The following is a 24542-nucleotide window of genomic DNA, read 5'->3' on the forward strand; positions in this document are numbered from 1 at the left end:
TTTCTCGACTCTTTCCCCGTTTCGTGCCAATCCCGCGCCATGACGCCCGACATCAAGATCTGCGGATTGAAGACCGACGCCGCGATGGCCGCCGCGCTTGCCGGCGGCGCCAGCCATGTCGGCTTTATTTTCTTCGCCAAGAGCCCGCGCTATGTCGAGCCTGTCGAGGCCGGGCGCTTGCGCGAAGCGGCGCGCGGCAAGGCCAAGGCAGTCTCCGTCACCGTCGATGCCGACGATGCCTTTCTCGACGAGATCGTCGCGAAAATGCAGCCCGATATGCTGCAGCTGCATGGTTCGGAGACGCCCGGGCGTGTGGCCGGGATCAAGGCGCGCTACGGCCTGCCAGTGATGAAGGCGCTGTCCGTCAGCGAAGGGGCGGATCTCGACCGCATAAAGCCCTTCGTCGGCATTGCCGATCGCTTCCTTCTGGATTCCAAGCCGCCGAAGGGATCGCAACTGCCGGGCGGCAACGGCGTCGCCTTCGACTGGCGCGTCCTTGCCGGCCTTGACGCCGGCGTCGATTACATGCTTTCCGGGGGGCTCAACGCCGCCAATATCGGCGATGCCCTGAGACAGGCCAATCCGCCCGGAATAGACATCTCGTCCGGCGTGGAAAGCGCTCCGGGTGTCAAGGATCCGGCGCTGATCGAGCAGTTTTTCCGGGCCGTCGGAGCCGCGCGGGATAATCGCGCTGCCTGAGGAGTTTTCGAACCCGAGCATGCCCCGGAAAAGTGGGAACCGGTTTTCCGACAAGGACAGGCTCGCAAGTCAAGATTTAGGAGATCGGCGATGAACAAGCCGGCAATGCCCAATTCCTTCCGCACCGGACCCGACGAGCAGGGCATGTTCGGCATTTTTGGCGGCCGCTTCGTCGCCGAGACGCTGATGCCGCTGATCCTCGATCTGGAGGACCAGTGGAACAAGGCCAAAACCGATCCCGAGTTCAAGGCCGAGCTGCAGAACCTGTCGACCCACTATGCCGGGCGGCCGTCAAAACTCTATTTCGCCGAGGGCCTGACGAAACATCTTCGTGACGTTTCCTCGGCGAAGGGCCTCGGGGGCGGCGCCAAGGTCTATTTCAAGCGCGAGGACCTGAACCACACCGGCTCGCACAAGATCAACAATTGCCTCGGCCAGATCCTGCTCGCCAAGCGCATGGGCAAGAAGCGCATCATCGCCGAGACCGGCGCCGGCCAGCATGGCGTCGCCTCGGCCACTGTGGCGGCGCGCTTCGGCTATCCTTGCGTGGTCTACATGGGCGCCACCGACGTCGCCCGCCAGAGCCCCAACGTGTTCCGCATGAAGCTGCTCGGCGCCGAAGTGCGGCCGGTCACCGCCGGTCACGGCACGCTGAAGGATGCCATGAACGAGGCCCTGCGCGACTGGGTCACCAATGTCGAGGACACCTATTACCTGATCGGCACCGCCGCCGGCCCGCATCCCTATCCGGAGCTGGTGCGCGACTTCCAGTCGGTGATCGGCACGGAAGCCCGCGCCCAGATACTGGAGCAGGAGGGCCGGCTGCCGGATGTCATCATCGCCGCCGTCGGCGGCGGCTCCAATGCCATCGGCCTGTTCCATCCCTTCCTCGACGACAAGGACGTCCGCATCATCGGCATCGAAGCCGGCGGGCGCGGCCTCGACGGCGTCGAGCATTGCGCCTCGATGAACGCCGGCAAGCCGGGCGTGCTGCATGGCAACCGCACCTATCTCCTGCAGAATGCCGACGGCCAGATCCTCGACGGTCATTCGATCTCGGCCGGCCTCGATTATCCGGGCGTCGGTCCGGAGCATTCCTGGCTGCGCGACAGCGGCCGCGTCGAATATGTGCCGATCCTCGACGACGAGGCGCTGGAAGCCTTCCAGCTCACCACCCGGGTCGAAGGCATCATTCCGGCGCTGGAATCGGCGCATGCCATCGCCCATGCGGTGAAGATCGTGCCGAAGATGGACAAGGACCAGATCGTCATCGTCAATTTGTCCGGTCGCGGCGACAAGGACGTGCACACGGTGGCGAACATGCTGGGCATGGAGATCTGACAATGACCACCCGCATCGACCGCCGCATGGCCAAGCTCAAGGCCGAAGGCCGCCCGGCCTTGGTCACCTATTTCATGGGCGGCGACCCGGATTACGACACCGCCTTGGCCATCATGAAGGCTCTGCCGGGCGCAGGCTCCGACGTCATCGAGCTCGGCATGCCCTTCTCCGATCCGATGGCCGATGGTCCGGCGATTCAGGCGGCGGGTCTTCGGGCGCTGAAGGGCGGCCAGACGCTGGCCAAGACGCTGAAGATGGCGTCCGAATTCCGCGCCGGCGACGACGAGACGCCGATCGTTTTGATGGGCTACTACAATCCGATCTACATCTATGGGGTCGACCGCTTCCTCACGGATGCCAAGGCAAGCGGCATCGACGGCCTGATCGTCGTCGACCTGCCGCCGGAGATGGATGAGGAGCTTTGCATTCCGGCGCTGAAAGCCGGCGTCAACTTCATCCGCCTGGCGACGCCGACCACCGACGACAAGCGCCTCCCCAAGGTTTTGGAAAACACCTCCGGCTTCGTCTACTACGTCTCGATGACCGGCATCACCGGCTCGGCCCTCGCCGACACCACCAAGGTCTCGGCGGCGGTCACGCGCATCAAGGGCCATACCGCACTTCCGGTCTGCGTCGGCTTCGGCGTCAAGACCGCCGAGCAGGCGCGTGTCATAGGCGCCTCGGCCGACGGCGTCGTGGTCGGCACGGCGATCGTCAATGCGATCGCCAATGTGCTGGGGCCGAAAGGCGAGAAAACAGCCGATCCGGCGGAGGCCGTCGCCACTTTGGTCAGCGGCCTCGCCCAGGGCGTCCGCTCGGCCCGCCTTGCTGCCGCCGAATAGCCTGACTATTTGTTCTCAAGCAATTCCGGCCGGAAAACCGCCACAGACTTTTCCTGGAATTGCTTGAAGTCCTTTCCAGGACAGGAGCCGAAGCCATGAACTGGATCACCAATTACGTCCGCCCGAAGATCAATTCGATGCTCGGCCGGCGCACCGATATGCCGGAAAACCTCTGGATCAAGGATCCCGAGACCGGCGAGATGATCTTCCACAAGGATCTCGAATCCAACCAGTTCGTCATCCCGGCGTCCGGCCACCACATGAAGATCTCGGCCAAGGAACGGCTGAAATACTTCTTCGACGACGGCAAATACGAGGTGCTGGAAAACCCCAAGGTCGTCCAGGACCCGCTGAAGTTCCGCGACGAGAAGCGCTACACCGATCGCCTGAAGGAGGCCAAGGCCAAGACCAGCCTCGAGGATGCGATCCTCAATGGCGCCGGCACCATCGACGGGCTGCCGGTCATCGTCACCGTGCAGGACTTCGCCTTCATGGGCGGCTCGCTCGGCATGGCCGCGGGCGAAGCCATCGTGCATGCCTTCGAGGTTGCGCTGCAGCGCAAGCGGCCGCTGATCCTGTTCGCCGCCTCCGGCGGCGCCCGCATGCAGGAAGGCATCCTGTCGCTGATGCAATTGCCGCGCACCACGGTCGGCGTCGACCGGCTGAAGGAAGCCGGCCTGCCCTATATCGTCGTGCTCACCAACCCGACAACCGGCGGCGTCACCGCCTCCTACGCCATGTTGGGCGATGTCCAGATCGCCGAGCCCGGCGCGCTGATCGGCTTTGCCGGCCCGCGCGTCATCGAGCAGACCATCCGCGAGAAATTGCCCGACGGTTTTCAGCGCGCCGAATATCTGATGGAGCACGGCATGGTCGACATGGTCGTGTCGCGCCTCGAGATGCGCCAGACCATTTCCCGGCTGTTGAAGATGCTGCTCAAGATGCCGGAGGCCGAGAAGCCGCTGGAGCCGGAGATCCTGCCGCCGGCGATCGTCAATGCCGAGGCACGGCCGCAAGCCTGAGCCGAGGTCGGCCCGACGCGACATCGTTCGCCGCGAACCGAGATTTGCGCCGTCCGTTCTGTGCTGTAGCCTCTGATTTGCGCATGGCCGTTCCGAAACCGATTCCCGGTTTCGAAGCCGTGCGCCAAAGCAATTCCAGGAAAGTGTGAAACGGTTTTCCGTTCGGAATTGCGTCAACAAAAAGAGAGAGCGGTTCTGCATTCCATGAAATGATGAACCGCTCTAGGATTCCGCCATGACAACGCTTTCCGCCGAACGCGAAATCGAACATCTGATGACGTTGCATCCGAAAGGCTTCGACCTTTCGCTGGATCGCGTCACGCGGCTTCTCGAACGCCTCGGCAATCCGCAGGACCGGCTGCCGCCGGTCATCCACATCGCCGGCACCAACGGCAAGGGCTCCTGCGCCGCCTTCTCCCGCGCGCTGCTGGAAGCGGCCGGCCATCTCGTCCACGTCCACACCTCGCCGCATCTGGTGAACTGGCATGAGCGCTACCGGCTGGCGGCCGAAGGCGGCGGCAAGCTCGTCGACGATGACGTTTTCGCCGAGGCCATTGCGCGCGTCGCCGAGGCCAATGGCGGCCAGAAGATCACCGTCTTCGAGATCCTCACCGCCGTCACCTTCGTCCTGTTCTCGGAGCATCCAGCGGAGGCGGCGATCGTCGAAGTCGGCCTCGGCGGCCGTTTCGACGCCACCAACGTCATCAGGCAGCCAGCGGTTTCGGTGATCATGCCGATATCGATGGACCACGAAGCCTATCTCGGCGACCGCGTCGAGCTGATCGCCGCCGAGAAGGCCGGCATCATGAAACGCGGCTGCCCGGTGGTGATCGGCGCCCAGGAAAGCGATGTCGCGCTCCAGGTGCTGATCGAGACGGCCGAGCGGCTGGATTGCCCGACCGTGGTCTATGGCCAGGATTTCCTCGCCTTCGAGGAGAACGGCCGCATGGTCTATCAGGACGAGGATGGGCTGATGGACCTGCCCTCGCCGCGCTTGCCCGGGCGCCATCAATACGCCAACGCGGCGGCGGCGATCGCCGCCGTCAAGGCGGCCGGCTTCGAGATCAGCCATCGCGCCGCCGAACGGGCGATGACCCATGTCGCCTGGCCGGCGCGCATGCAGAAGCTGACGCAGGGCAAACTGGTGGACCTCGCGCCGAAGGGCGCGGAGATCTGGCTGGACGGCGGCCACAATCCCGGCGCCGGCATCGTCATCGCCGAGGCCCTGGCCGAGCAGGAGGAGAAGAACCCGAGGCCGCTGGTGCTGATCTCCGGCATGATCAACACCAAGGACCAGACCGGCTATTTCAGCGCCTTCAAGGGCCTCGCCCGCCATGTCTACACCGTGCCGGTGACCAGCAGCGATGCCGGCGTGCCGAATGACGAACTGGCCTTGCGTGCCGAAGAGGCCGGCCTGTCGGCCGAGCCGGTCAGCTCGGTCGCCAGCGCGCTGATGCTGTTGCGCGACTCTTGGGACGGCCCGGCGCCGCGTATCCTGATCGGCGGATCGCTCTATTTCGCCGGCGCCGTGCTGGCCGAGAACGGCACGCCGCCGACTTAAAGCCAATTCAAGATAGCGCTGCGGATTCGGCGGGGGCCGAAAGGAACCGGCCATGATCAAGGTGAAGCAGCTCGCCCATGTCTGCATTTTCGAGCATGACCTGGAGGCGACGCGACGCTTCTACAGCGACGTGCTCGGCATGGACACACGGTTCAATTTCCTGCGCGACGGCAGGATCTTCGGCTTCTATCTCGATTGCGGCGGCCGCAGCCATGTCGAGGTGTTCGAGAAGAGCGAGGCCCGCTACAGCGAGGCGAACCAGATCAATCACTTGTGCCTTGAGGTGGAAGACATCGATGCAGCCATCGCCCATATCCGATCGAAAGGCGTGGAGGTCACGCCGAAGAAGTTCGCCTGCGACGACACCTACCAGGCCTGGGTCCGCGACCCCAACGGCGTGAAGATCGAGCTGTTCGAGTATACGGACAGAAGCGCCCAATTCACCGGCGGCGATCGCATCGCCGACTGGTGAGCGACAGCTATTTCAGCTCGATCTCGATGAATGCGTATTCGCCGTCATTGGCGTTGATGACGTCGTGCTCGACGCCCTCCCGGCGGAAATAGGGCGCCCCCTGCTTCATCTCGGCAAAGGATTCGCCGTCCTTGGTCACCAGCCTCACCTTGCCGTCCATCAACGGCACGACGACATAGTCGTGGCCATGGCGGTGCCAGCCGGTGTTGGCGCCCGGCGCGAACCGGTACTCGGTGACGATGACGCGCTCATTGTCGACGTGAACTGTGGCCTTGGCTGTCCCGGTCATGGCGCTCTCCTTTTTTCTGAAGCAGAGAGTATGACGTGCCTGCGTGCGAGGGCCAGAGCGCCATGAGCGATGGCGCCAAAGAAAAGCCCGGCGCGACGGCCGGGCTCGTTCATTGAATATTCGGATTGGCTCAGGCGAGGTTGCCGTTGATCCAGTGCGACAGCGCGGTCTTCGGCGCGGCGCCCACCTTCATGTCGGCCAATTCGCCGCCCTTGAAGATCATCAGCGTCGGGATCGAGCGCACGCCAAACTGGGCGGCAAGCTCGGGATTCTCGTCGATGTTGAGCTTGGCGATCTTGACCTTGGAGCCGAGCTCGTTGGCGATCTCTTCCAGCGACGGACCGATCATCTTGCACGGACCGCACCACTCGGCCCAGAAATCCACCACGACCGGCTCCTTGGCGTTGAGCACATCGGCCTGGAAATTGCCCTTGTCGACCTTGACGGTGGCCATGCTGAAATCCTTTCGAAAACTCGGGTTGCACCAAATGTGGTGGTTGTGGTGGCGATGTTCAAGCAGTTCTTGTGTCACGCTCCCGTGAGTCGGGCAAGGGCGTCGTCCATGGCCGCCGCCGGCAGCTCGATCAGGCGTGGCGCCTCGGTGAACAGCAGCGCCGCCGTCACCTCGCGGCCCGGATAGAGCGGCTGAAGCAGCGCGCGGTAGAGCGCAAGCTGCAGCATATAGGCCGGTGGTACTTCGGCCAGACTGGTCGGCGCAGGCCGGTTGGTCTTGTAGTCGACGATCGACACTTTTTGCGGCGTGACGGCCAGCCGGTCGATCTTGCCGGAGATCGAGCGCAGCTTGCCCTTCACCTCGAGGCTGCCCATCACCGCGACTTCCGCGCGCGAGGACGGCGAGAACAGCGTGCCGAAGCGGCTATCGGACAGGATCGACAGCACCGCTTCCAGCGCCTTGTCGCGCTCGCCGTCGGGCCAGCCGGCGCCGGCGCGCGCCAGATAGCGTTCGGCCGCGCTCCGCCTATCCGCCTCGGCGATGCCGGGCAGCATCTGCAGCAATTTGTGCAGGGCAAGGCCGCGCATGACCGCGAAGCCGGGTTCGGCGGCGGCGTCGAGCACCGGCGAGCGTGTGTCGGGGACAGCGTCCTTCGCTTCGTCGATCAGCGCTGAGGCGCCGGAAGGCGAAAGCGGCCGCGGCAGCTCCTCATAGGGCGGCAGCGGCCGGAATAGGCCGTCCGGCAATGGTGCGGTATACTGGAACGGGCCTGCTTCGTCGACGCCGGTCGGCGCCACTGGCGGCAATTCGGTCATGTGGAAGCGATGCACCGTCACATCGGCCGTCGCGGGATGCCGTCGCTCGGAACTCTCGGGCGCACCGAGCAACGCGCGGCTGACGATCGAATGCCAGGTGCCGGGGCTGGGCTGACGCTTGCCGTGGTAGCCGCAGACGACCAGCCGGTCCTCCGCGCGCGTCATGCCGACATAGAGCAGCCGCCGGTATTCGTCGTCCGCCAGTTCGCGCGCTCGGACCGAAGCCGCCCTCGAGATGCCGTTGGCGACGTCACTGGCCGAGCGCCACAGATAGCCCTTGCCTTTCCATTGCCCGCCCGAGCTCTCGAACGGCATCAGCCGCGGCAGGTGCTGGTCGCTGAACGGCGCCGAGCCGCCATCGACCAGGAAAACCACCGGCGCCTCCAGGCCCTTGGCGGCATGCACGGTCATCACCCGCACCTCGTCGCGCGTCTGGTCCATCTCGCGCTTGATCTCGGGGCCGGCATTCTCCAGCGTCGACAGGAAGGATTCCAGCCCCGGCAGTCCGGTGCGTTCCTCGGCCAGGCAAAAACTCAGGAACTCGTCCAGAATGTCGCCGGCTTCGGGTCCGAGCCGCGCCGTCATCTTGCGGCGCAGGCCGTCACGCGCCAGCACCGCGGCAAAGAATTCGAACACCGGCTTGAACGCCACTTCGCTCGCCCAGCCGTCAAGCCGGCTAACGACAGCGGCGAGGGCCACGTCCTCGGCCGTATGCTGCCGCAGCGAGGAAATCAGCGACTGGCCTTTCGGCCTCGAGCCAGCGAGCGCCAGCAGCGTTTCCTCGGAGATTTCGAAGATCGGGCTGCGCAACACGGCAGCCAAGGACAGATCGTCTTCCGGCTGGATCAGCAAATGGCCGAGCGCGATCAGGTCCTGCACGGCGATATGGCCGGGCAGGCTCAGCCGGTCGGCGCCGGCGACCGGGATCTGCCGGTTCTTGAGGCTGCGCGACAGCGCATGGACGAAGCGGTCGCGCTTGCGCACCAGGACGAGTATGTCGCCGGCGGTCAGTTTCCTGCCCTTGCCTTCGATCGCCTCGCCATTGCGCAGCCAGTTCTGGATGGTCGTCGCGACATGCTCGGCGACGCGCACGGCCGGCGCGCTGGCATGGTTGACCGGCAAGGTCCAGTCGTCAGGCTCCTCGACCATTTCGGCGCCGACCGAGGGCCACACCTCGACATAGCCCGGCGCGTCATTGCGGATCGCCTTATGGCTCAATGGGTCGGGATCGTGGCTGATGCCGCGCCTGACACCCGGTTCGGCGAAGACACGGTCGACCGCGGCCAGCACGTCGTCGCTCGACCGGAACGACCAGGTGAGCTTGAGATTGGCGAAGGCGGCTTCTGCATCGCGCACGCGCCCGGCAAACAAAAGCCGGCTTTCGGCAAAGGAATCCGGCGCCGCGCCCTGGAAGGAATAGATCGACTGCTTCTCGTCGCCCACGGCAAAGATCGTGCGCGTCACCGCCTCGCGCTGGCCGAGCCCGGCAAAGAACTCTTCCGTCAGCTTCTTCACCACCTCCCACTGGTCCGGGCTGGTGTCCTGCGCCTCGTCGAGCAGGATGTGGTCGATGCCCTGGTCGAGCTTGAACTGCACCCAGGGGCCGGCATCGGGCCGCGACAACAGGCTGACGGTGCGGGTGATGAGATCGTTGAAGTCGAGGAAGCCCCGCCCACGCTTCAGCTGCTCGTAGCGCGCGATCAGCCAGCCGGCGACGGTCAGCGCCGCGGCAGTCCCTTCCAGCATGCGGAACAGCGCCAGCCGGTCGGTTACCTCGAGGATCGCCTTGGCCGCGGCCAGATAGCGGTCCGGCAGATCCGGCAGCCGGTCGACAAGCGCCTTCTTGAAGATCTTGGGCGGCTCATAGGGGTCGCCGTCGGCCTTGAGAAAGGCCTTCGCCAGCAGCCGCAACCGCCGGATCGGGTCGGCTTCGGCGAACGCTCCCTGCGCATAGGGGACGACATTGTTCAGCACCTGCCGCGCGTCGGAGGCCTCGGCGGCCTGGGTGAATTCGGCGAACTGGCCGGGGCCAAAGCCAGGCAGCGGCCACAGCGAAGCGGCGATGTCCTCGGCGCTCTGTCCAGGTTTGAAGCCGAATTCGGCGAAGAGCGGTCGAAAATCCCGGTCCTTGCCGAGCCTGGCGATGAAATCGCGCAGCTCGTCGCGCTTGCCGACGATTTCACCAAGCAGCGTGTCGAGCCCGAACTCGCCGCCGCGCTCCAGCACGGTGGCGAAGGCCTCCGCCAGGCCCTCGACGCCGGCGCCCGCCCCCGAGATCATGTCGCGGCGGGCATCGCCGAACAGCGAGGCTTCCATCTGCGGATCGAGCATCTCGAAATGCGCCGGGATGTTGGCTTCGAGCGGGAACTGGTGCAGCACGGATTCGCAGAAGGCATGGATGGTCTGGATCTTCAGCCCACCCGGCGTTTCCAGCGCCTCCGCGAACAATCGCCGTGCGCGCCGCATCATGTCGCGGTCGGCGCCGTGGCTGTCCAGCGCCGCGATCCTGATCGCCAGCTCCGCATCCGGCAGCGCCGTCCATTCCGACAGGGTCGAGAACACGCGGTTCGACATGTTGGCGGCGGCCGCCCGCGTATAGGTCAGGCACAGGATCTTCGACGGATCGGTGCCGTTGAGCAGAAGCCGGATGACGCGCTGCGCCAAGACATGCGTCTTGCCCGAGCCGGCATTGGCCGACACCCAGGCGGAGTAGGCGGGATCCGAGGCGCGCGCCTGGCTGGCGGCGGTATCGGAGGGGATCGGATATTTCATCCGTCCGCCTCGTCTTCGCTGGCCCCACCGGCCGACCATTCCAGCACGCGCGCCAGATGGTCGTAGTCGCCGTCCGCCTCGCCCTCGCGGAACGGCAGCGCGCGCGACAGGTAGCCGGTGGTCGGGTCGGCATAATGGAACAGCAGCCGCTCCAGCCGCGCCCAGGCTTCCTCGGACAGATCGTTGGCGGTGCGGGGCTTGCGGTTGTATTCGAGGATCGATTCCTCGAACACCTCGCCATTCGGCTTCAGCCGCACGAAGGCAAGCTGCGATGGCTCGCGAATGCCGAGCTCCTTGAAGGCGCCGCGCCTGAGCAAGGCGCCTTCCAACGCAAGCTGCGGCGCCAGCAGCGTATGCGCCTGCGCCTTCGAGGGCGAGGAGCCGGTCTTGTAGTCGAGTATGTCGGCCATGCCGCCGGCAAGCAGGTCGACGCGGTCGGCATAGCCGGACAGCGTCACGCCGGTGCGGCCGACCACCGTCTTGTCGGCACGTTCCTCGGCGTAGCGTCGCGTGACCGCATCGGCGCGGCCATGCTCCCATTCGATGATGTTTTCGGCGAGCTTTTCGAAACGCGGCCACCAGACAGCCTCGATATCAGGCGGAAGCTTTGCGTCGGCAAAGCAAATCCGTCCGGCTTCGATAAGGCTTGCCAGTGCATTCGGCGCCCTTGGATCCTCGACCTGCCGGGAGAACAGATGCAGGATTTCGTGGAACAGCGTTCCACGCTCGGCGGCGCCTGGATCGCGGATCAATGGCTCGAGCGGCGAAAGCCCCAGGATGCGCCGCGCGTAGACCGCGTAGGGGTCGCGGCGCAGCGTCTCGATCTCGGTGACCGAAAAATGCTGCGGGCGCATGCTGAGCGGCGGCTTGGGCTGCGGTCGAGGGGCAAAATCCTTCTTCTCGCCGGCATCGAGAGCGCGCGCCCAGCCAAGCAGCGCGTCGCCACGCCCGCGCAGCGCTGCCGCCGGTTCCTTGCCGATGAAGGTCAGGATGCGCTGCAGCCAGCGTGACGGCACCGCCGGCGCGTCGCCCGAACGGGCCGACCGCGTCAGCACCACTTCGCCGGCGCCCGTCGCCATCTGGAAATCATGCGCGGCAAGGCCGATGCGCCGTTCCGGCGGCTCGAGGTCGATGCCGGTCTTCATCAGCCGCGACATGAAGCGGTCGCTCTCGGGCTTGCGCGGCCAGATGCCTTCATTGAGCCCGCCGATGACCAGCGTGTCGACATTCTGAAGCCGCGCCTCCAGCGCGCCCCAGATGGCGATGTTGCGGTCCGTGCCTTGCGCCGGCTTCACCGTCTCCGGCGCGATCAGCGCCTCCATCACGTCGGGCCATTCCGAAGCGGCGAAGGTGAAGGGCGAGGCCGCCGCCACCAGTCCGCGCAGCAACTCGGCCAGCTTGTCGCCGGCATCGCCGGCATAGAGGCCGGCCAGACCGCCATCGGCCGTGCGGCCCAAATCCTCCAGCGCGACGACGCTCGCCCGCGTCAGCGTCGCGATGTCGGCGCCGTTCTCGTCGCGCATCGCGGTGAGCGGCAACAGCGCATCTGTAAGGCGGCTAAGCATGCCGCGCGCCTGCTCGATGCCGCGCACGGTCAGGCGCGAAAACCAGAAAGGCTGCCTTGTGTCGCCGCTCAGCTCGGCGAGCCGTGTCTCGAAAAGCGCGCCGAGCGAGGCGACATCGGGCCGGCCGGTGCCGCCGCGCAGCGCGACCAGTTCGACGAGTTCGGCCGCCTTGCGCACGATCTCGCGTTCCAAACCGAGCCCAAGCAGCGGATGCTTGAGCAAGGACAGCAGGCTTACCGGATCGCCGGGCCGGAACGCCGCGCTCAGCGCGAGCCTGAGCAGGCTGGCGGCCGGCGTGTTGATGAGCGGCGCGCCGCCGGAATCGTCGGCAACGACACCGAAACGCAGAAGCTCGGCCGAAACTCGCCGCGCCAGCGCCCGGTCGCCGGTGACGAGTGCGGCGCGCCTGCCCGGGATCTCCACGGCGCGCTTCAACGCGATGGCGATTGCCGCCGCCTCGTCGCGTTCGTTCGCCGCTTCCACCAACGTTACGCCGGCAAGCGCCCGTTCGATGTCGTGTGCCGTGAAGCGGGGCCGCGTCTCGGTCCAATATTCGGTGGTTTCGGCCGGCCGCAGCGCCTCGCCGACAAGGGCCGCGCGCAGCGCAAGCGGCGGCGGCGCGGCGGCGACGTCCTCGACATCGCGGCGCGCGATGCCAATGCCGCCGATCAGCTTGGCGAGGCCGTATTGCGGATGGCCGAGCGTTGCCGGGCGCGCGTCGGGTGCGGTGATCGCCGCAAAGGATGCGTCGTCCAGCTCGCGGTCGAGCCCGGGCAGCACGACCGCGCCATTGGGCAGTCCGGCGATCACGCCAAGCAGTTCGGCGGTGGCGGGGATCGAGCCCGTCGAACCGGCGGCGATCACCGGTCCGGCCGGTGGATTGCGCTTCAGCCGCGCCGCTTCCAGCCGGATCAGCGCGCTGCGATGCGCGGCCGGATTGGAGCGGTCGCGCTCCTTGAGCAGTTCCGGCCAGTTGTCGGTGACGATGCCGAGGAAATCGAGCGTCACCTGCCACCAGCCGGCGAGATTGCCGGTGACCAGCGTCGCGAGCTTCGCCCAGTCCGTGCCTTCGGTCTCGATCTCGTCCATCAGCCGAGCGAGGTCGCGCGCCAGCCAGATGGCGTCGGCGGCCGAGGTCGGCACCACGAATTCCTCGTTGAACCGCTCTCTGACATGCGCCGGCAGGTTTTCCTTCCAGGCGCGCACCAGCGGCGCCAGCAACAACAGCCGCTCCTGCGCGGCGATCGGCGGCGCAAGCTCTATTGCAGGTGCCGCCTCGGCGTCGAAGGCCGCCTCGTCCTCGTCGAACTCGCCGAGCGGCCGCACCGTCGGCAGGATGGCCGAGCGTTTTTTCCCGCCCATTTCAGAGAGAATGTCGACGAAGGCGCCGCGCAGCGCCCGCGCCGCGCGGCGCGTCGGCACATAGATGGTGGCGTCGGCGAGCTCCAGCGGATCGCCGTCGAAGCGGAAGGCGGGGATCAGACGCCCGTCGAGCAATGCTCCGGCCAGCGTCGGCAGGAACGGCGCTCCGGGCGGGATGGAAAGAACGCGGCGCGCGCCGCTCATACCGCTTTCGCGAGCGCGCCGGCCACCGCCGCTTCGGCGGCGGGGATCGCGTCCGGCGTGCCGACGGTGATCCAGCGGCCGTTCATCTTCATGCCGAACAGGCGCCCGGCGGCGATCGCCTTATCGAAATAGACATTGAGCGAATGCGACCCGATAGGAGCATCCTTGAAGATGCGCGGATGGATGATGGCGGCGCCGGCATAGATCAGGCCGGCGGGGTCGCCTTTCGAGCGCGTGAGCGCACCGTCCGGCGCCGCCAGGAAATCGGTGCCGACGCAATGCCCGGTGGCTGAGTCGAGATCGGTAAGCATCAGCAGAATATCCATTCTGGCGGCGTCCCATGCAAGGGCAAGACGCTCGAGGCTGGGTTGGCCGCTGTCGATCCAGAAGGTGTCGGCATTGATGATGTAGAACGGTTCGCTGCCCAGTAGCGGCAGCGCCTTGACGATGCCGCCCGCCGATTCCAGCAGCGCCTCGCGCTCGTCGGAGATGACGATCTTCGGTGCGCGCCGAGCGGCGACATGGGCGACGATCTGTTCAGGCAGGTAGTGCACGTTGACGATCGCCTTGGCGACGCCGGCGGCCTCCAGGCTGTCCAGCCCCCAGTCGAGCAAGGTCTTGCCGGCGATCTTCACCAACGGCTTCGGCATCGTGTCGGTGATCGGCCGCATGCGCTTGCCAAGCCCAGCCGCCAGCACCATCGCGGTCGTCGGCTTCATGGGACCCGTTCCTCGAGCAGGCCGTGGGCCATGTAGAAATCCTTCAGGCCAGCCAGCGCCGGATGCGCCAGAGCCCGCCTCAGATAGTCGCGGATGCGCGGCAGGTGCTTCAGATAGTAAGGCTTGCCGTCGCGCTTTTCGAGCCGCACGAAGATACCGAGGATCTTCGAATTGCGCTGCGCCGCCATGATCGCATACGCCTCGGCGAAGCCGGCCTCGTCGAACGCGCCGGCCGCGTGCCGGGCCGCGACATAGGCCGCGACCGTCCGTCGCTCGATCTCGGGCGAGACGGTGACGCGCGCATCCATGGCCAAGGAGGCGACGTCATAGGCCGCCGGCCCGATCAGCGCATCCTGCACGTCGACGATGCCGAGCCGGTCGAGGCCGGATCGCTCCGCCCGCCAGATGATGTTGGGCGAATGGAAGTCGCGCAGCATCAGCGTGTATTCGCTGCCGGCAAGGCGGTCGAGAAGGGCATTCCATATCTTGTGATAACCTGCCCGCAAAGCGTCGTTTGCCGGTTTGCCGGTGATCCATGGCACATACCAGTCGACCAAAAGGTCGGCCTCGATCAGCATGGCTTCCCGATCGAAAGGCGGCACGTCGTGGAACACGCCCGGTGCCGCTTCCATGCGCGTAAGCCAGGCCTTGCCATGCATCATGGCCAGCAGTTCCGCCGCCGCTTCGTAGCGCTTCGCGATGGGCTGGCCGTCGTGGCCGAGGAAACCTTCCGAGCCGAGATGTTCGATGAGCAGAAAGCCCTGGTCGAGGTCCTGGGCATGGATCGCCGGCACGCTGACGCCGGCCGCAAGCAGCGCCCGGTCGATGGCGACGAAGGCGGTGACGGACTGGGCCGTATGGGCGATCACGGCATAGGGCTTGCCGTCGCGTACCGGCGGCCCGAGCACGAGGCGCGGCGAGTTCATCAGCACGCGCGGCGCCTTGCCGGGCAACGAGACGATCTCGTAGGAGCGGGCGGAGGCATCGCCGACGAAATGGCGGCGGCTGGCTTCGCCCCATCCGGCCGAGGCCAGGAAATCGCGCATGGCCAGCGATCGAGCGACGCGTTCGTAGACCGGCCCCTGCCCCGACAGCCTTGCCACGCGGCCCTCGCCATGTTCGGCAAGGTCGACCCACAGCGCGCTTGCCGGCAATCGGTCTGCGGCCCGTTCCGGCCATTCGACCAGCGCCGCGCCCTGGCTGAGCGCATCGTCGAGGCCGAGCTCGTCGAGCTCGTCCGGTGAGGAGAGGCGGTAGAGGTCGAAATGATGCACCGGAACGCGCGTCTCGTAGCTCTGCACCAGCGTGAAGGTCGGGCTCGGCACTTCGAGGCCGGTATCGTCGGCAAGCGTCCGGATCAGCGCGCGGGCCAGCGTCGACTTGCCGGCGCCGAGATCGCCGTTGAGCGCGATCGCGTCGCCGGCGCGCAAAGCCATGGCGAGGTCCTCGCCAAGCCTTGCCGTTGCCGACTCGTCGGCGAGAAAACGCTCCACCACCGTTCCTGCCATCGGGCCGCGCTACTCGGCCGCGTCGCGGATGCCCGCCGGCGTATCCGGGATTCCGGAAGGCTTGTCCGGGAAGGTACAGATCACCGTGGTGCCCCTGTCCTCGCCGGTCTCGATGCGCACGGTTCCGCCATGCAATTCGACGAAGCTCTTGACGATCGAGAGGCCCAGCCCGGCGCCGCGCCGCCGTCCGCCATTGGCGCGCGGCTCGAAGCGGCGGAAGACCGATTCCAGCACGTCCGGCGGCATGCCGGGGCCGTCGTCATGCACCGAGAACTCGACGCTGTCGGCCAACCGGCGGCAGGTAAGCGTGATCGTGCTTGCCTCCGGCGCGTAGTTCGCCGCGTTGCTAAGCAGGTTGTAGAGGATCTGGCGGATACGGATCTCATCGCCATGGAAGCTCGCCGGCGCCTCCGCCGCATCGATATCGAGCTTGATCCGGTGCTCGTCCAGCCTGTCGGCGACCAGCTCGGCGGCCGCGGCGATGGTCCGGTCGATGTTCATTTCGGAGATGTCGAGCTGCATGATGCCGGCATCGACGGTGGCCAGGTCGAGGATATCGTTGACGATGGTGAGCAGCACCGACGACGACGAGCCGACATGCTCGACATATTCGCGCTGCTTCGGTGTCAGCGGCCCTGTCGCGGGCAGCGACAGAAGCTCGGTGAAGCCGATGATGTTGGTCAGCGGCGAGCGCAGCTCATAGGACACATGCTGCACGAATTCGTTCTTCAGCTGGTCGGATTTCTCCAGCGCCTCGTTCCTGTCCTTCAGCGCCCGCTCGACATTGACGGTGTCGGTGACGTCGACGAAGGTGATCATCACCTGGCCGTTGGGCAGGTGGATCACCGCGTAGCTCAGCACCGTGCCGTCGACGAGTTCGATCTGGCCGCGGCGGTCGCGGCGCTCGTCGTCGAAGCCGGTGATCGCGGCGACGAAGCCGCCCCACGGGCTGTTCGCGGCGCGCTGGTTGCACAGGTCGCGGATCGCCGAGACATGGACGTTCGGCTTGACCGCTTCCACCGTCAGGCCCCACAGCGCGACGAAGGCCGGATTGGAAAGGCGCAGCCGGCCGTCGGGACCGAACACGACCACGCCTTCGGCGAGGTTGTCCAGCGTCTCGCCCTGCACCCGCACGGCGGTCTGGTAGCGGCTTTCGAGGTCCATCTTCTCGGTCAGGTTCTCGAACACCCAGGTGACGCCGCCCTTCGGCTGCGGGTTCGCCACGACGCGGATCGTCTTGCCGTCCGGCAGGTGCCACCAATGCTCCTGCGATTCGACGGCGCGGTAGGCGCTGAGCAGGTTTTCCTTCCAGCGCCGCCATTCCGGCTGCTCGGCAATCCTGCCTTCTGAGCGCAGCCGGTCGAGCAGCAGCGTGTTGGAGGGAGCGCTGAGCAGGAAGCCCGGGTCGAGACCCCACAGCTTCTGGAAGGCCTGGTTGAAGAAGCGCAGCTTTTCCTCGGTGTCGAAGATCGCCACCGCGGTGTTCAACTGGTCGAGCGTGTCGGCATGGCTGCGGACGGTCCGCTCATATTCGGCGCGGATCGTCTCGGCCGCGCTGGTGTCGCAGGCAAGACCCGCCGAGCCGTCGGCGCCGGCAAAGTCGGTGACCGCGAACATGCGGCGGTCGCCCTCGATCACGGTGGAAAGCGTCTGCTCGAAGACTGCGCGCGTCTTGTGCTGCTCGGCGATCTGCTCGCGCGCCTGGCCGCCGAGGAATTCCTTGGCGTCGCGCAGGGCGGCGGCCGGGCTTTCGGCTTCCACCGCCTCGGCATAGGCGCGGTTGACCCATTGCAATCGCCCGTCCGCGCCGCGCAACCATGCCGGCATTTTCAACGCGTCGAGCAGGCCGACCAGCGTGTCGTGGTCGGCGCTAAGCCGCTGGTTCTCGATCTTCAGCCTGGCCTGGTTGCGCAGTGTCTCCGACAACGAGACGAAACGCACCAAGACATGCGCCGCGCTCTTGCGGCCATGCACTTCCAGCGGCACGCCGGCCTGCGTTTCGATGACCAGGTCGAAGGCCTTCGACTGTTCGCGCAGCGCCGCAACCGCGTGTTCCAAAGCCGCCGCCGAGCGTGGCATCAGCCAGCGGCCGAAGGCGAGGAAGGCCGACCTGTCGTCGGGCGCGCCGCTTTCCAGCGGCAGGTTGCCGATGAGTTCGGGTTTCTTGTTGTCCATTGCCCAGACGATCAGCCGCTGGTCGCGCAGGTTGAGCAGCGCCTCGGAACGCTGCAGCGCCGCGTTGACGTCCGCGATGCGGCCCCTGAGCTGGACATTTTGCGCGGCGGTGCGCGCGCGCTCGCGGATCAGGAAGATGGCCGAGACAAGTGCCGCGCCCATGACACCGACGAACATGGCGAGCTGCATGACCTCGACGGTGCTGACCGGCGCCGTGGCTTTTCCTGGAAGGCTTGTCTCGGCGTGCGCGGCAAACGCGAGCAGCGGGCTGGCGAGCGCCGAGGTGGCTAGCAGCGAGGCCAGCCGCAAGCCGCCACGAAAACCGCCGCCGCTCACGGCGGGGCCGGCCTCGTTCGAATCCTCATGGCCGCCGGAAACGGCCTTTCCCGCGCGTAGCGGGTAATCCCCCGGCATGTCTTGGTCCTCTTCGCCGCTTGAATGCAAGACCGCCCTGAATGCGTCCCCGGCCCAACATGTCCCCGGACCGCGAATCACAACAATAACGCCTGCCGGAATCGGCGTGAAGAATCATTGGCGCAAAAAATAAAGCCGGGCGGAAAGTCAACCGCCCGGCTTCAATATCTGGTAGATAATTTCGCTTTGGTTAATAGCGGTAGTGTTCCGGCTTGTACGGTCCCTGCGGCGTCACGCCGATATAGGCGGCCTGTTCGCCCGACAGCTCGGTGAGCTTGGCGCCGAGCTTGTCGAGATGCAGCCGCGCCACCTTCTCGTCGAGGTGCTTGGGCAGCACATAGACCTGGTTCTCATACTGGCCGTGCTTGCTGAAAAGCTCGATCTGCGCCAGCACCTGGTTGGTGAACGAGGCCGACATGACGAAGCTCGGATGTCCGGTGGCGTTGCCGAGGTTGAGCAGGCGTCCCTCGGACAGAAGGATCATCCGCTTGCCGTCCGGGAAGGTGATCAGGTCGACCTGCGGCTTGACGTTGGTCCATTTCAGGTTGCGCAGCGACGCCACCTGAATCTCGTTGTCGAAGTGGCCGATATTGCCGACGATCACCATGTCCTTCATCGACCGCATATGGTCGAGGGTGACGACGTCCTTGTTGCCGGTGGTGGTGATGACGATGTCGGCGGTGGGGGCCGCGTCTTCCAGCGTCACCACCTCAAAGCCGTCCATCGCCGCCTGCAGCGCGCAGATCGGGTCGACCTCGGTGACCTTGACGCGGGCGCCGGCGCCGCGCAGCGAAGCCGACGAGCCCTTGCCCACGTCGCCATAGCCGCACACCACCGCGACCTTGCCGGCCATCATCGTGTCGGTGCCGCGGCGGATGCCGTCGACCAGCGATTCCTTGCAGCCATACTTGTTGTCGAATTTCGACTTGGTGACGGAATCGTTGACGTTGATCGCCGGGAAGGGCAGCAGGCCCTTCTTCTGCAGCTGGTAGAGGCGGTTGACGCCGGTGGTGGTCTCCTCGGTGACGCCGCGGATCGCTTCGCGCTGCTTGGTGAAGAAGCCGGGTGAGGCCTTCAGGCGCTTCTTGATCTGGGCGAACAGGATCTCTTCCTCCTCGCTGCCGGGATTGGACAGCACGTCCTCGCCGGCCTCGGCGCGGGCGCCGAGCAGGATGTACATGGTGGCGTCGCCGCCGTCGTCCAGGATCATGTTGGAGGTGCCGCCGTCGGTCCACTGGAAGATGCGATCGGTGTAGTTCCAGTAGTCCTCGAGCGACTCGCCCTTGATGGCGAAGACCGGGATGCCGGCCTCGGCGATCGCGGCGGCCGCGTGGTCCTGCGTCGAGAAGATATTGCACGAGGCCCAGCGGATGTCGGCGCCCAGCGCCTTCAGCGTCTCGATCAGCACCGCCGTCTGGATTGTCATGTGCAGCGAGCCGGTGATGCGCGCGCCCTTCAGCGGCTTCTTGGCGCCGAACTCCTCGCGGCAGGCCATCAGGCCCGGCATTTCGGTTTCGGCGATCTCGATCTCCTTGCGGCCCCAGCCGGCAAGCGAGATGTCGGCGACCACATAGTCCTTGCTACCCGTCATGGCAGTGCTCCGGTGTGATTTTTTCTCAAAGGCGCGCCAACGCCGGGAGGCGCATGGGAGGGCGCGATTGCCGGCCTGACTAGCAGATCGGCCGTGACACGACAATGGGATATAAAGAAATCTTTATGCGCGCATGTCTTGGGAGGGCATGATATTCCCTGAAATCGGCGCAAACGCTGGGGATTGGCTGAAGCCGCCCCAACCCTCGTCATTCTATGGCGGAGCAAGGAGCGAAGCGACGCGCGCAGACCCTAGAATCCATGTCGTGCTTTCGAAGCGCCGCCAGGGTTGCAGAATTTTGCTCCGCTACACTCTTTGGCGAAGGTAACGGCATGGATTCCAGGGTCGCTGCGACGGAGCTTCGCTCCTGCTCCGCCCTAACGCATGTCGCGCAAAAGTGACCTCGGTTTTGCGGCAACGACATGCATCAAACAAAGGACCTAAAGCGCGTCGACTGAATCCTTTTCAGCGCGACGCGCTTTAGAATGACGATCGCGATGGACGTTTCGACCAATCTCCAACGCATGCCACCTGCCAAAGCAAAAAGAGCCGGCCGGTCAAAATCCCTGTGCTGAGAAACTAGATTTCCTCGCCGAAGCGCGAGGCAACAAGCCGCTCCAGCGCGTCCATCGCCGGCACGGCTTCGGGGCCGCTGGCGATGACGCGGATCGAATAGCCCGGGCTCGCCGCCAGCATCATCAGGCCCATGATCGAGGTGCCGCCGACCTTCACGCCGTCCTTCTCGACGTGGATGGTGGCGTCGAAGCCGCTGGCGACCTGGACGAACTTGGCCGAAGCGCGCGCGTGCAGACCGCGCTGATTGATGATCGGGAACTCCCGCACCACCTCGTCCGTCTGCGACGCCGATACGTTCATTTGCTGCTCAGGAGCTGGCTGGCGACGTTGATGTATTTGCGGCCCGCCGCCTGCGCTTCGTCGAGCGCGGCGGCCATGTTGTCGCCCTTGCGGATCGAGGAGAGCTTGATCAGCATCGGCAGGTTCATGCCGGCGATGACCTCGGTGCGGCCGGATTCCATCACCGAGATGGCGAGGTTGGAGGGCGTGCCGCCGAACATGTCGGTGAGCACGATGACGCCGGTGCCTGTGTCGACGCGCGCCACGGCGTCGACAATGTCGGCCCGGCGCCGCTCCATGTCGTCATCGGCGCCGATCGCCACGGTTTCGAAATTGTCTTGCGGCCCGACGACATGCTCGACTGCATGCCGGAACTCGGTGGCGAGTTGACCGTGCGTCACGAGCACGAGTCCGATCATTCTCTGGTGGCTCCCGTCATCGCCGCTTCACAGGCGTATCTTATGTTCGCCGGCCATTCCAGGCGGCGGGAGCGCTATCTTGTCGACGCGCGGCCGGTTGACAAGCCCAAAATTGCGGCAGCCCGGGCCATTTTGACGCATCGCAACAAAAAAACCCCGGCCCGATCATGAAAAAGGCTGGATCGACAACCGCGCCATTATCGCCGGCAAGGCGGTGGCTGCGTTGCGTTCGGCAAGGTCGATACGCGGCACCGGGCAGCCTGCCACCGGCTCGCTGGTTTCCTCCTGGAAACGGGACATCTCCGTCTTCGGCACCAGCCGCACATTGAGGTCGATTACGCCGCCCGGTTCGAACGGCAGCCGGCGCGGCATGAAACCTGGCACTTCGGCGAGGCCCGCTATCGTCGTCGGCACGCGGCAGACAAGCCGGCCGGCATGGGCCACGGCAAGCACTCTGTCGTCGCCGATCAGCCGCGAGAACAGCCCGCGCGTGCGGCAATGGTCCAGGAGGGTCAGCGCCAGCGTCGTTTTGCCGGCGCCGGACGGCCCGGTGATAAGGATGCCGCGATCGCCGATCAGGATTGCGGTTCCATGGATGTTTTCAGGCTTCGCGGCGGGGTCGGACATCATCGGGTCGGCGCCTGGGCTCAGCCTTCGGCCGGCAGCGTCACCACGAAACGCGCGCCCTTGATCTCGCCGGGCTTGGTGCCGGGGATGTTCTCGGCCGTCAGCGTGCCGCCATGCGCCTCGACGATCTGGCGGCTGATCGACAGCCCGAGCCCGGAGTTCTGGCCGAACGCCTCGCCGGCCGGCCGGTCGGTGTAGAAGCGCTCGAAGATGCGGTCGATGTTCTCGGCCCGGATACCCGGGCCGTTGTCGTCGACGGTGATGATGTTGAACTTGCCCGCGCGCGCCAGCGAAATGGCGATGTGGCCGTGCTCGTCGGGCACGAAGGAGCGTGCGTTCTCGATCAGGTTGGTGATGACCTGGCCGATCCTGAGGTCATGGCCGACGACGAAGAAGCCTTTTGCGCCGGCCGGCAGCTTTGCCACCTTGAACTCGATCTCGACTGCCTTCTTGTTGCGCGTCGTCTCGCGTGACACGGCGACGAGGTCGGTGATGAACTTCTTCAAATCCACGGTGCCGGCATCCTCGCGCGCCAACTCGGCGTCGAGGCGGGAGGCGTCGGAGATGTCGGTTATCAGCCGGTCGAGCCGCCTCACATCGTGCTGGATGATTTCCATCAGACGCGCGCGAGAAGCATCGTTTTTCGCCAAAGGTAATGTCTCGACGGCGCTGCGCAGCGACGTCAGCGGGTTCTTCAATTCATGCGACACGTCGGCGGCGAAACTCTCGATCGCCTCGATTCTCGCGTACAGCGCATTCGTCATGTCGCGCACGGCAATGGACAAATTGCCGATCTCGTCCTGGCGGTCGGAGAAATCGGGGATTTCCTCGCGGCTCTTGACGCCGCGCCGCACCCTGACGGCGGCCGCGGAAAGCCGGCGCAGCGGATTGGCGATGGTGGATGCCAGAAGCATCGACAGGATCGCGGTGACCAGAGCCGCCACGCCGAACACGCGCAGGATCGCCTTGCGCTCGGCCGCCACGATCTTGTCGATGTCGCCGCCTTCGGTGGACAGCATCAACACACCGAGCACGGCGCGGAAACGCTGGATCGGCACCGCGACGGAGACGATCTGCTCGCCTTGCTCGCTCACCCGCACGATGGTCGAGGGGCTACCGGTCAGCGCCTTGACCACTTCCGGGAAGGCCGCGCCATTGCCACCGGGCTGCTCGTGGTAGACGGGCAGGTCCTTGTTGCGGAAGAAGTCGAAGACGAATTTCTCGACCCGTTCCAGGAGGTCCGGCTGTTCGTCCTCGACCGGCGGCAGGTCGTAGCGCAGGATCTGGCCGCGCGAATAGAGATGGCGCGAATCGAGCAGCAGGTTGGCGTCGCGGTCATAGATGCGGGCGCGGGTGCGCGTCGGCGAGATCAGACGCCTCAGCACCGGCGCGACGCGCTCCGGATTGATCGGGAAATCGAGGTTGTCGAGCTGGTCGGAACCCGGCCCAAGGCTCTCGCCGGCCTGCAGCTCCAGCAGCTTTTCCGGGTCGATGCTGATCGAATCGGTCTCGACTGTCGCCGAGGCCGCGATCGCGCCGGCGATGATCTCGCCCTGCGTCATCAGGCTCTCGACGCGCGCGTCGATCAGCCCGTCGCGGAAGGTGTTGAGATAAAGGATGCCTGTCACCAGCACGGCAAGGCCGGCCAGGTTGAGGAACAGGATGCGCCGCGTCAGGCTGGAGAAGATGTGATGGCCGAGAAACCGGCGCATCGGCACCGTGAACTTCGACACGAAGGCGGGCACGATCCGCGACGGGCGCCTTGCCGCGCCCGCCCGTCTGCCTCGCTCTACTTCCACTGCCATCGAATAGCAGGCCCTGCTTAGTTAGTGAGTAGTGAGTAGGCAGTAGGGAAAGGTTGGCTGACTGCGGCTATGACTGGCCGCTCGCATCATTCAAAACTGACTACTGACTATTCACTACTGCCTACTGCCTATCTCATGCTTCCCGGAACCGGTACCCGACTCCGTAAAGGGTTTCGATCATCTCGAAGTCGTCGTCGACAGCCTTGAACTTCTTGCGCAGCCGTTTGATGTGGCTGTCGATGGTGCGGTCGTCGACATAGACCTGTTCATCATAGGCTGAATCCATCAGCGCATCACGGCTTTTTACCACGCCGGGGCGCTGCGCCAGCGAATGCAGGATGAGGAACTCGGTCACTGTCAGCGTCACCGGCTCGCCCTTCCAGGTGCAGGTGTGGCGTTCCTGGTCCATCACCAGCTGGCCGCGTTCGAGCGAGCGGGCCTGCTGGCTCGGCGCCTTGGCCGCCGCCTCGCGGGCGCTGGTGCGGCGCAGCACCGCGCGCACGCGTTCGACCAGAAGGCGTTGCGAGAAGGGTTTGCGGATGAAGTCGTCGGCGCCCATCTTGAGGCCGAACAATTCGTCGATCTCGTCGTCCTTCGAGGTCAGGAAGATGACCGGCAGATCCGACTTCTGGCGCATGCGGCGCAACAGCTCCATGCCGTCCATGCGCGGCATCTTGATGTCGAGGATGGCGAGATTCGGCGGCCGCGCCGCCAGGCCTTCCAGCGCCGACGCGCCGTCGGTGTAGGTTTCGACCCGATAGCCCTCGGACTCGAGCGCGATCGACACCGAGGTCAGAATGTTGCGGTCGTCGTCGACAAGCGCGATTGTTGCCATTTCAAGTGGCTCCCTCATGAGCTGTCCCTTCTGTCGTCGAGAAGGGGCTTTTGCAGGACAAATTGGGTACAAAATGTGGCACGGGCCTTGTCCGAAGTCACGCTCGGCCTGCCGTCACACGCCATCGCACCCATATTGGGATTGGACGAACCAAGCCTGCCAATCCTTTGGGCAACCTCTGCGGTTTTTTGCACAT

19 protein-coding genes are annotated in these 24542 nt (G+C 65.5%); 6 read left to right on the plus strand and 13 right to left on the minus strand.

Features of this window, described 5'->3' with window-relative positions:
- Positions 1–39 precede the first annotated feature (39 nt).
- From WDX12_RS10025 to WDX12_RS10050, 6 genes are all read left to right on the plus strand, one after another.
- The gene (locus tag WDX12_RS10025; protein WP_320294446.1) at positions 40–699 is read left to right on the plus strand and encodes a phosphoribosylanthranilate isomerase; all 660 of its coding nucleotides are present in this window, start codon (positions 40–42) and stop codon (positions 697–699) included.
- A 90-nt stretch (positions 700–789) separates the two neighbouring features.
- Positions 790–2040 (plus strand): tryptophan synthase subunit beta, encoded by a 1251-nt coding sequence (trpB, locus tag WDX12_RS10030; RefSeq protein ID WP_320293972.1) that lies wholly within the window; start codon positions 790–792, stop codon positions 2038–2040.
- 2 nt (positions 2041–2042) lie between these two features.
- Positions 2043–2882 (plus strand): tryptophan synthase subunit alpha, encoded by an 840-nt coding sequence (gene trpA, locus WDX12_RS10035; protein WP_320293973.1) that lies wholly within the window; start codon positions 2043–2045, stop codon positions 2880–2882.
- 95 nt (positions 2883–2977) lie between these two features.
- Positions 2978–3904, plus strand: coding sequence for an acetyl-CoA carboxylase, carboxyltransferase subunit beta (gene accD / locus WDX12_RS10040; RefSeq protein ID WP_320293974.1), 927 nt, complete (start codon positions 2978–2980; stop codon positions 3902–3904).
- 235 nt (positions 3905–4139) lie between these two features.
- Positions 4140–5465 (plus strand): bifunctional folylpolyglutamate synthase/dihydrofolate synthase, encoded by a 1326-nt coding sequence (locus WDX12_RS10045; protein ID WP_434724770.1) that lies wholly within the window; start codon positions 4140–4142, stop codon positions 5463–5465.
- A gap of 52 nt (positions 5466–5517) precedes the next feature.
- A complete protein-coding gene (locus WDX12_RS10050; RefSeq protein WP_434724771.1) occupies positions 5518–5937 on the plus strand; it encodes a VOC family protein in 420 nt (139 codons plus the stop codon).
- A 7-nt stretch (positions 5938–5944) separates the two neighbouring features.
- On the opposite strand, the gene WDX12_RS10055 is transcribed toward WDX12_RS10050, so the two are convergent.
- From WDX12_RS10055 to WDX12_RS10115, 13 genes are all read right to left on the minus strand, one after another.
- Complete coding sequence (locus tag WDX12_RS10055) at positions 5945–6226, minus strand: cupin domain-containing protein (RefSeq protein WP_320293977.1); 282 nt, start codon at positions 6224–6226, stop codon at positions 5945–5947.
- Positions 6227–6356: 130 nt separating this feature from the next.
- On the minus strand, positions 6357–6680 hold the full coding sequence (gene trxA, locus WDX12_RS10060; RefSeq protein WP_320293978.1) for a thioredoxin: 324 nt from the start codon (positions 6678–6680) through the stop codon (positions 6357–6359).
- 74 nt (positions 6681–6754) lie between these two features.
- Positions 6755–10267 (minus strand): double-strand break repair helicase AddA, encoded by a 3513-nt coding sequence (gene addA / locus WDX12_RS10065; protein WP_434724772.1) that lies wholly within the window; start codon positions 10265–10267, stop codon positions 6755–6757.
- Positions 10264–13398, minus strand: a complete 3135-nt coding sequence (gene addB, locus WDX12_RS10070; protein WP_434724773.1) for a double-strand break repair protein AddB — start codon at positions 13396–13398, stop codon at positions 10264–10266. Before addB ends, addA begins: the two co-directional genes overlap by 4 nt.
- On the minus strand, positions 13395–14117 hold the full coding sequence (locus tag WDX12_RS10075) for a nucleotidyltransferase family protein (RefSeq protein WP_434724774.1): 723 nt from the start codon (positions 14115–14117) through the stop codon (positions 13395–13397). Before WDX12_RS10075 ends, addB begins: the two co-directional genes overlap by 4 nt.
- Entirely contained in the window at positions 14114–15625 is a 1512-nt protein-coding gene (tsaE, locus tag WDX12_RS10080; protein WP_434724775.1) for a tRNA (adenosine(37)-N6)-threonylcarbamoyltransferase complex ATPase subunit type 1 TsaE, read from the minus strand. The genes WDX12_RS10075 and tsaE overlap by 4 nt, the downstream gene beginning before the upstream one ends.
- A gap of 9 nt (positions 15626–15634) precedes the next feature.
- Entirely contained in the window at positions 15635–18214 is a 2580-nt protein-coding gene (locus WDX12_RS10085; protein ID WP_434724776.1) for an ATP-binding protein, read from the minus strand.
- Between the two features lie 190 nt (positions 18215–18404).
- Positions 18405–19805: an adenosylhomocysteinase gene (ahcY, locus tag WDX12_RS10090; protein WP_320293984.1), complete on the minus strand. Its 1401-nt coding sequence runs from the start codon at positions 19803–19805 to the stop codon at positions 18405–18407.
- Positions 19806–20384: 579 nt separating this feature from the next.
- The gene (locus WDX12_RS10095) at positions 20385–20681 is read right to left on the minus strand and encodes an HPr family phosphocarrier protein (RefSeq protein WP_320293985.1); all 297 of its coding nucleotides are present in this window, start codon (positions 20679–20681) and stop codon (positions 20385–20387) included.
- Complete coding sequence (locus tag WDX12_RS10100) at positions 20678–21079, minus strand: PTS sugar transporter subunit IIA (RefSeq protein WP_320293986.1); 402 nt, start codon at positions 21077–21079, stop codon at positions 20678–20680. Before WDX12_RS10100 ends, WDX12_RS10095 begins: the two co-directional genes overlap by 4 nt.
- Before the next feature lie 165 nt (positions 21080–21244).
- Complete coding sequence (locus tag WDX12_RS10105; protein WP_320294447.1) at positions 21245–21706, minus strand: HPr kinase/phosphorylase; 462 nt, start codon at positions 21704–21706, stop codon at positions 21245–21247.
- Between the two features lie 20 nt (positions 21707–21726).
- Positions 21727–23511 (minus strand): stimulus-sensing domain-containing protein, encoded by a 1785-nt coding sequence (locus WDX12_RS10110; RefSeq protein WP_434724777.1) that lies wholly within the window; start codon positions 23509–23511, stop codon positions 21727–21729.
- Between the two features lie 133 nt (positions 23512–23644).
- Positions 23645–24346, minus strand: coding sequence for a response regulator transcription factor (locus WDX12_RS10115; protein WP_006201274.1), 702 nt, complete (start codon positions 24344–24346; stop codon positions 23645–23647).
- Positions 24347–24542: the final 196 nt, after the last annotated feature.

It is taken from the genome of Mesorhizobium sp. RIZ17 (genome assembly GCF_051127865.1).
In the GTDB taxonomy this organism is placed as follows: Bacteria; Pseudomonadota; Alphaproteobacteria; order Rhizobiales; family Rhizobiaceae; genus Mesorhizobium; species Mesorhizobium humile.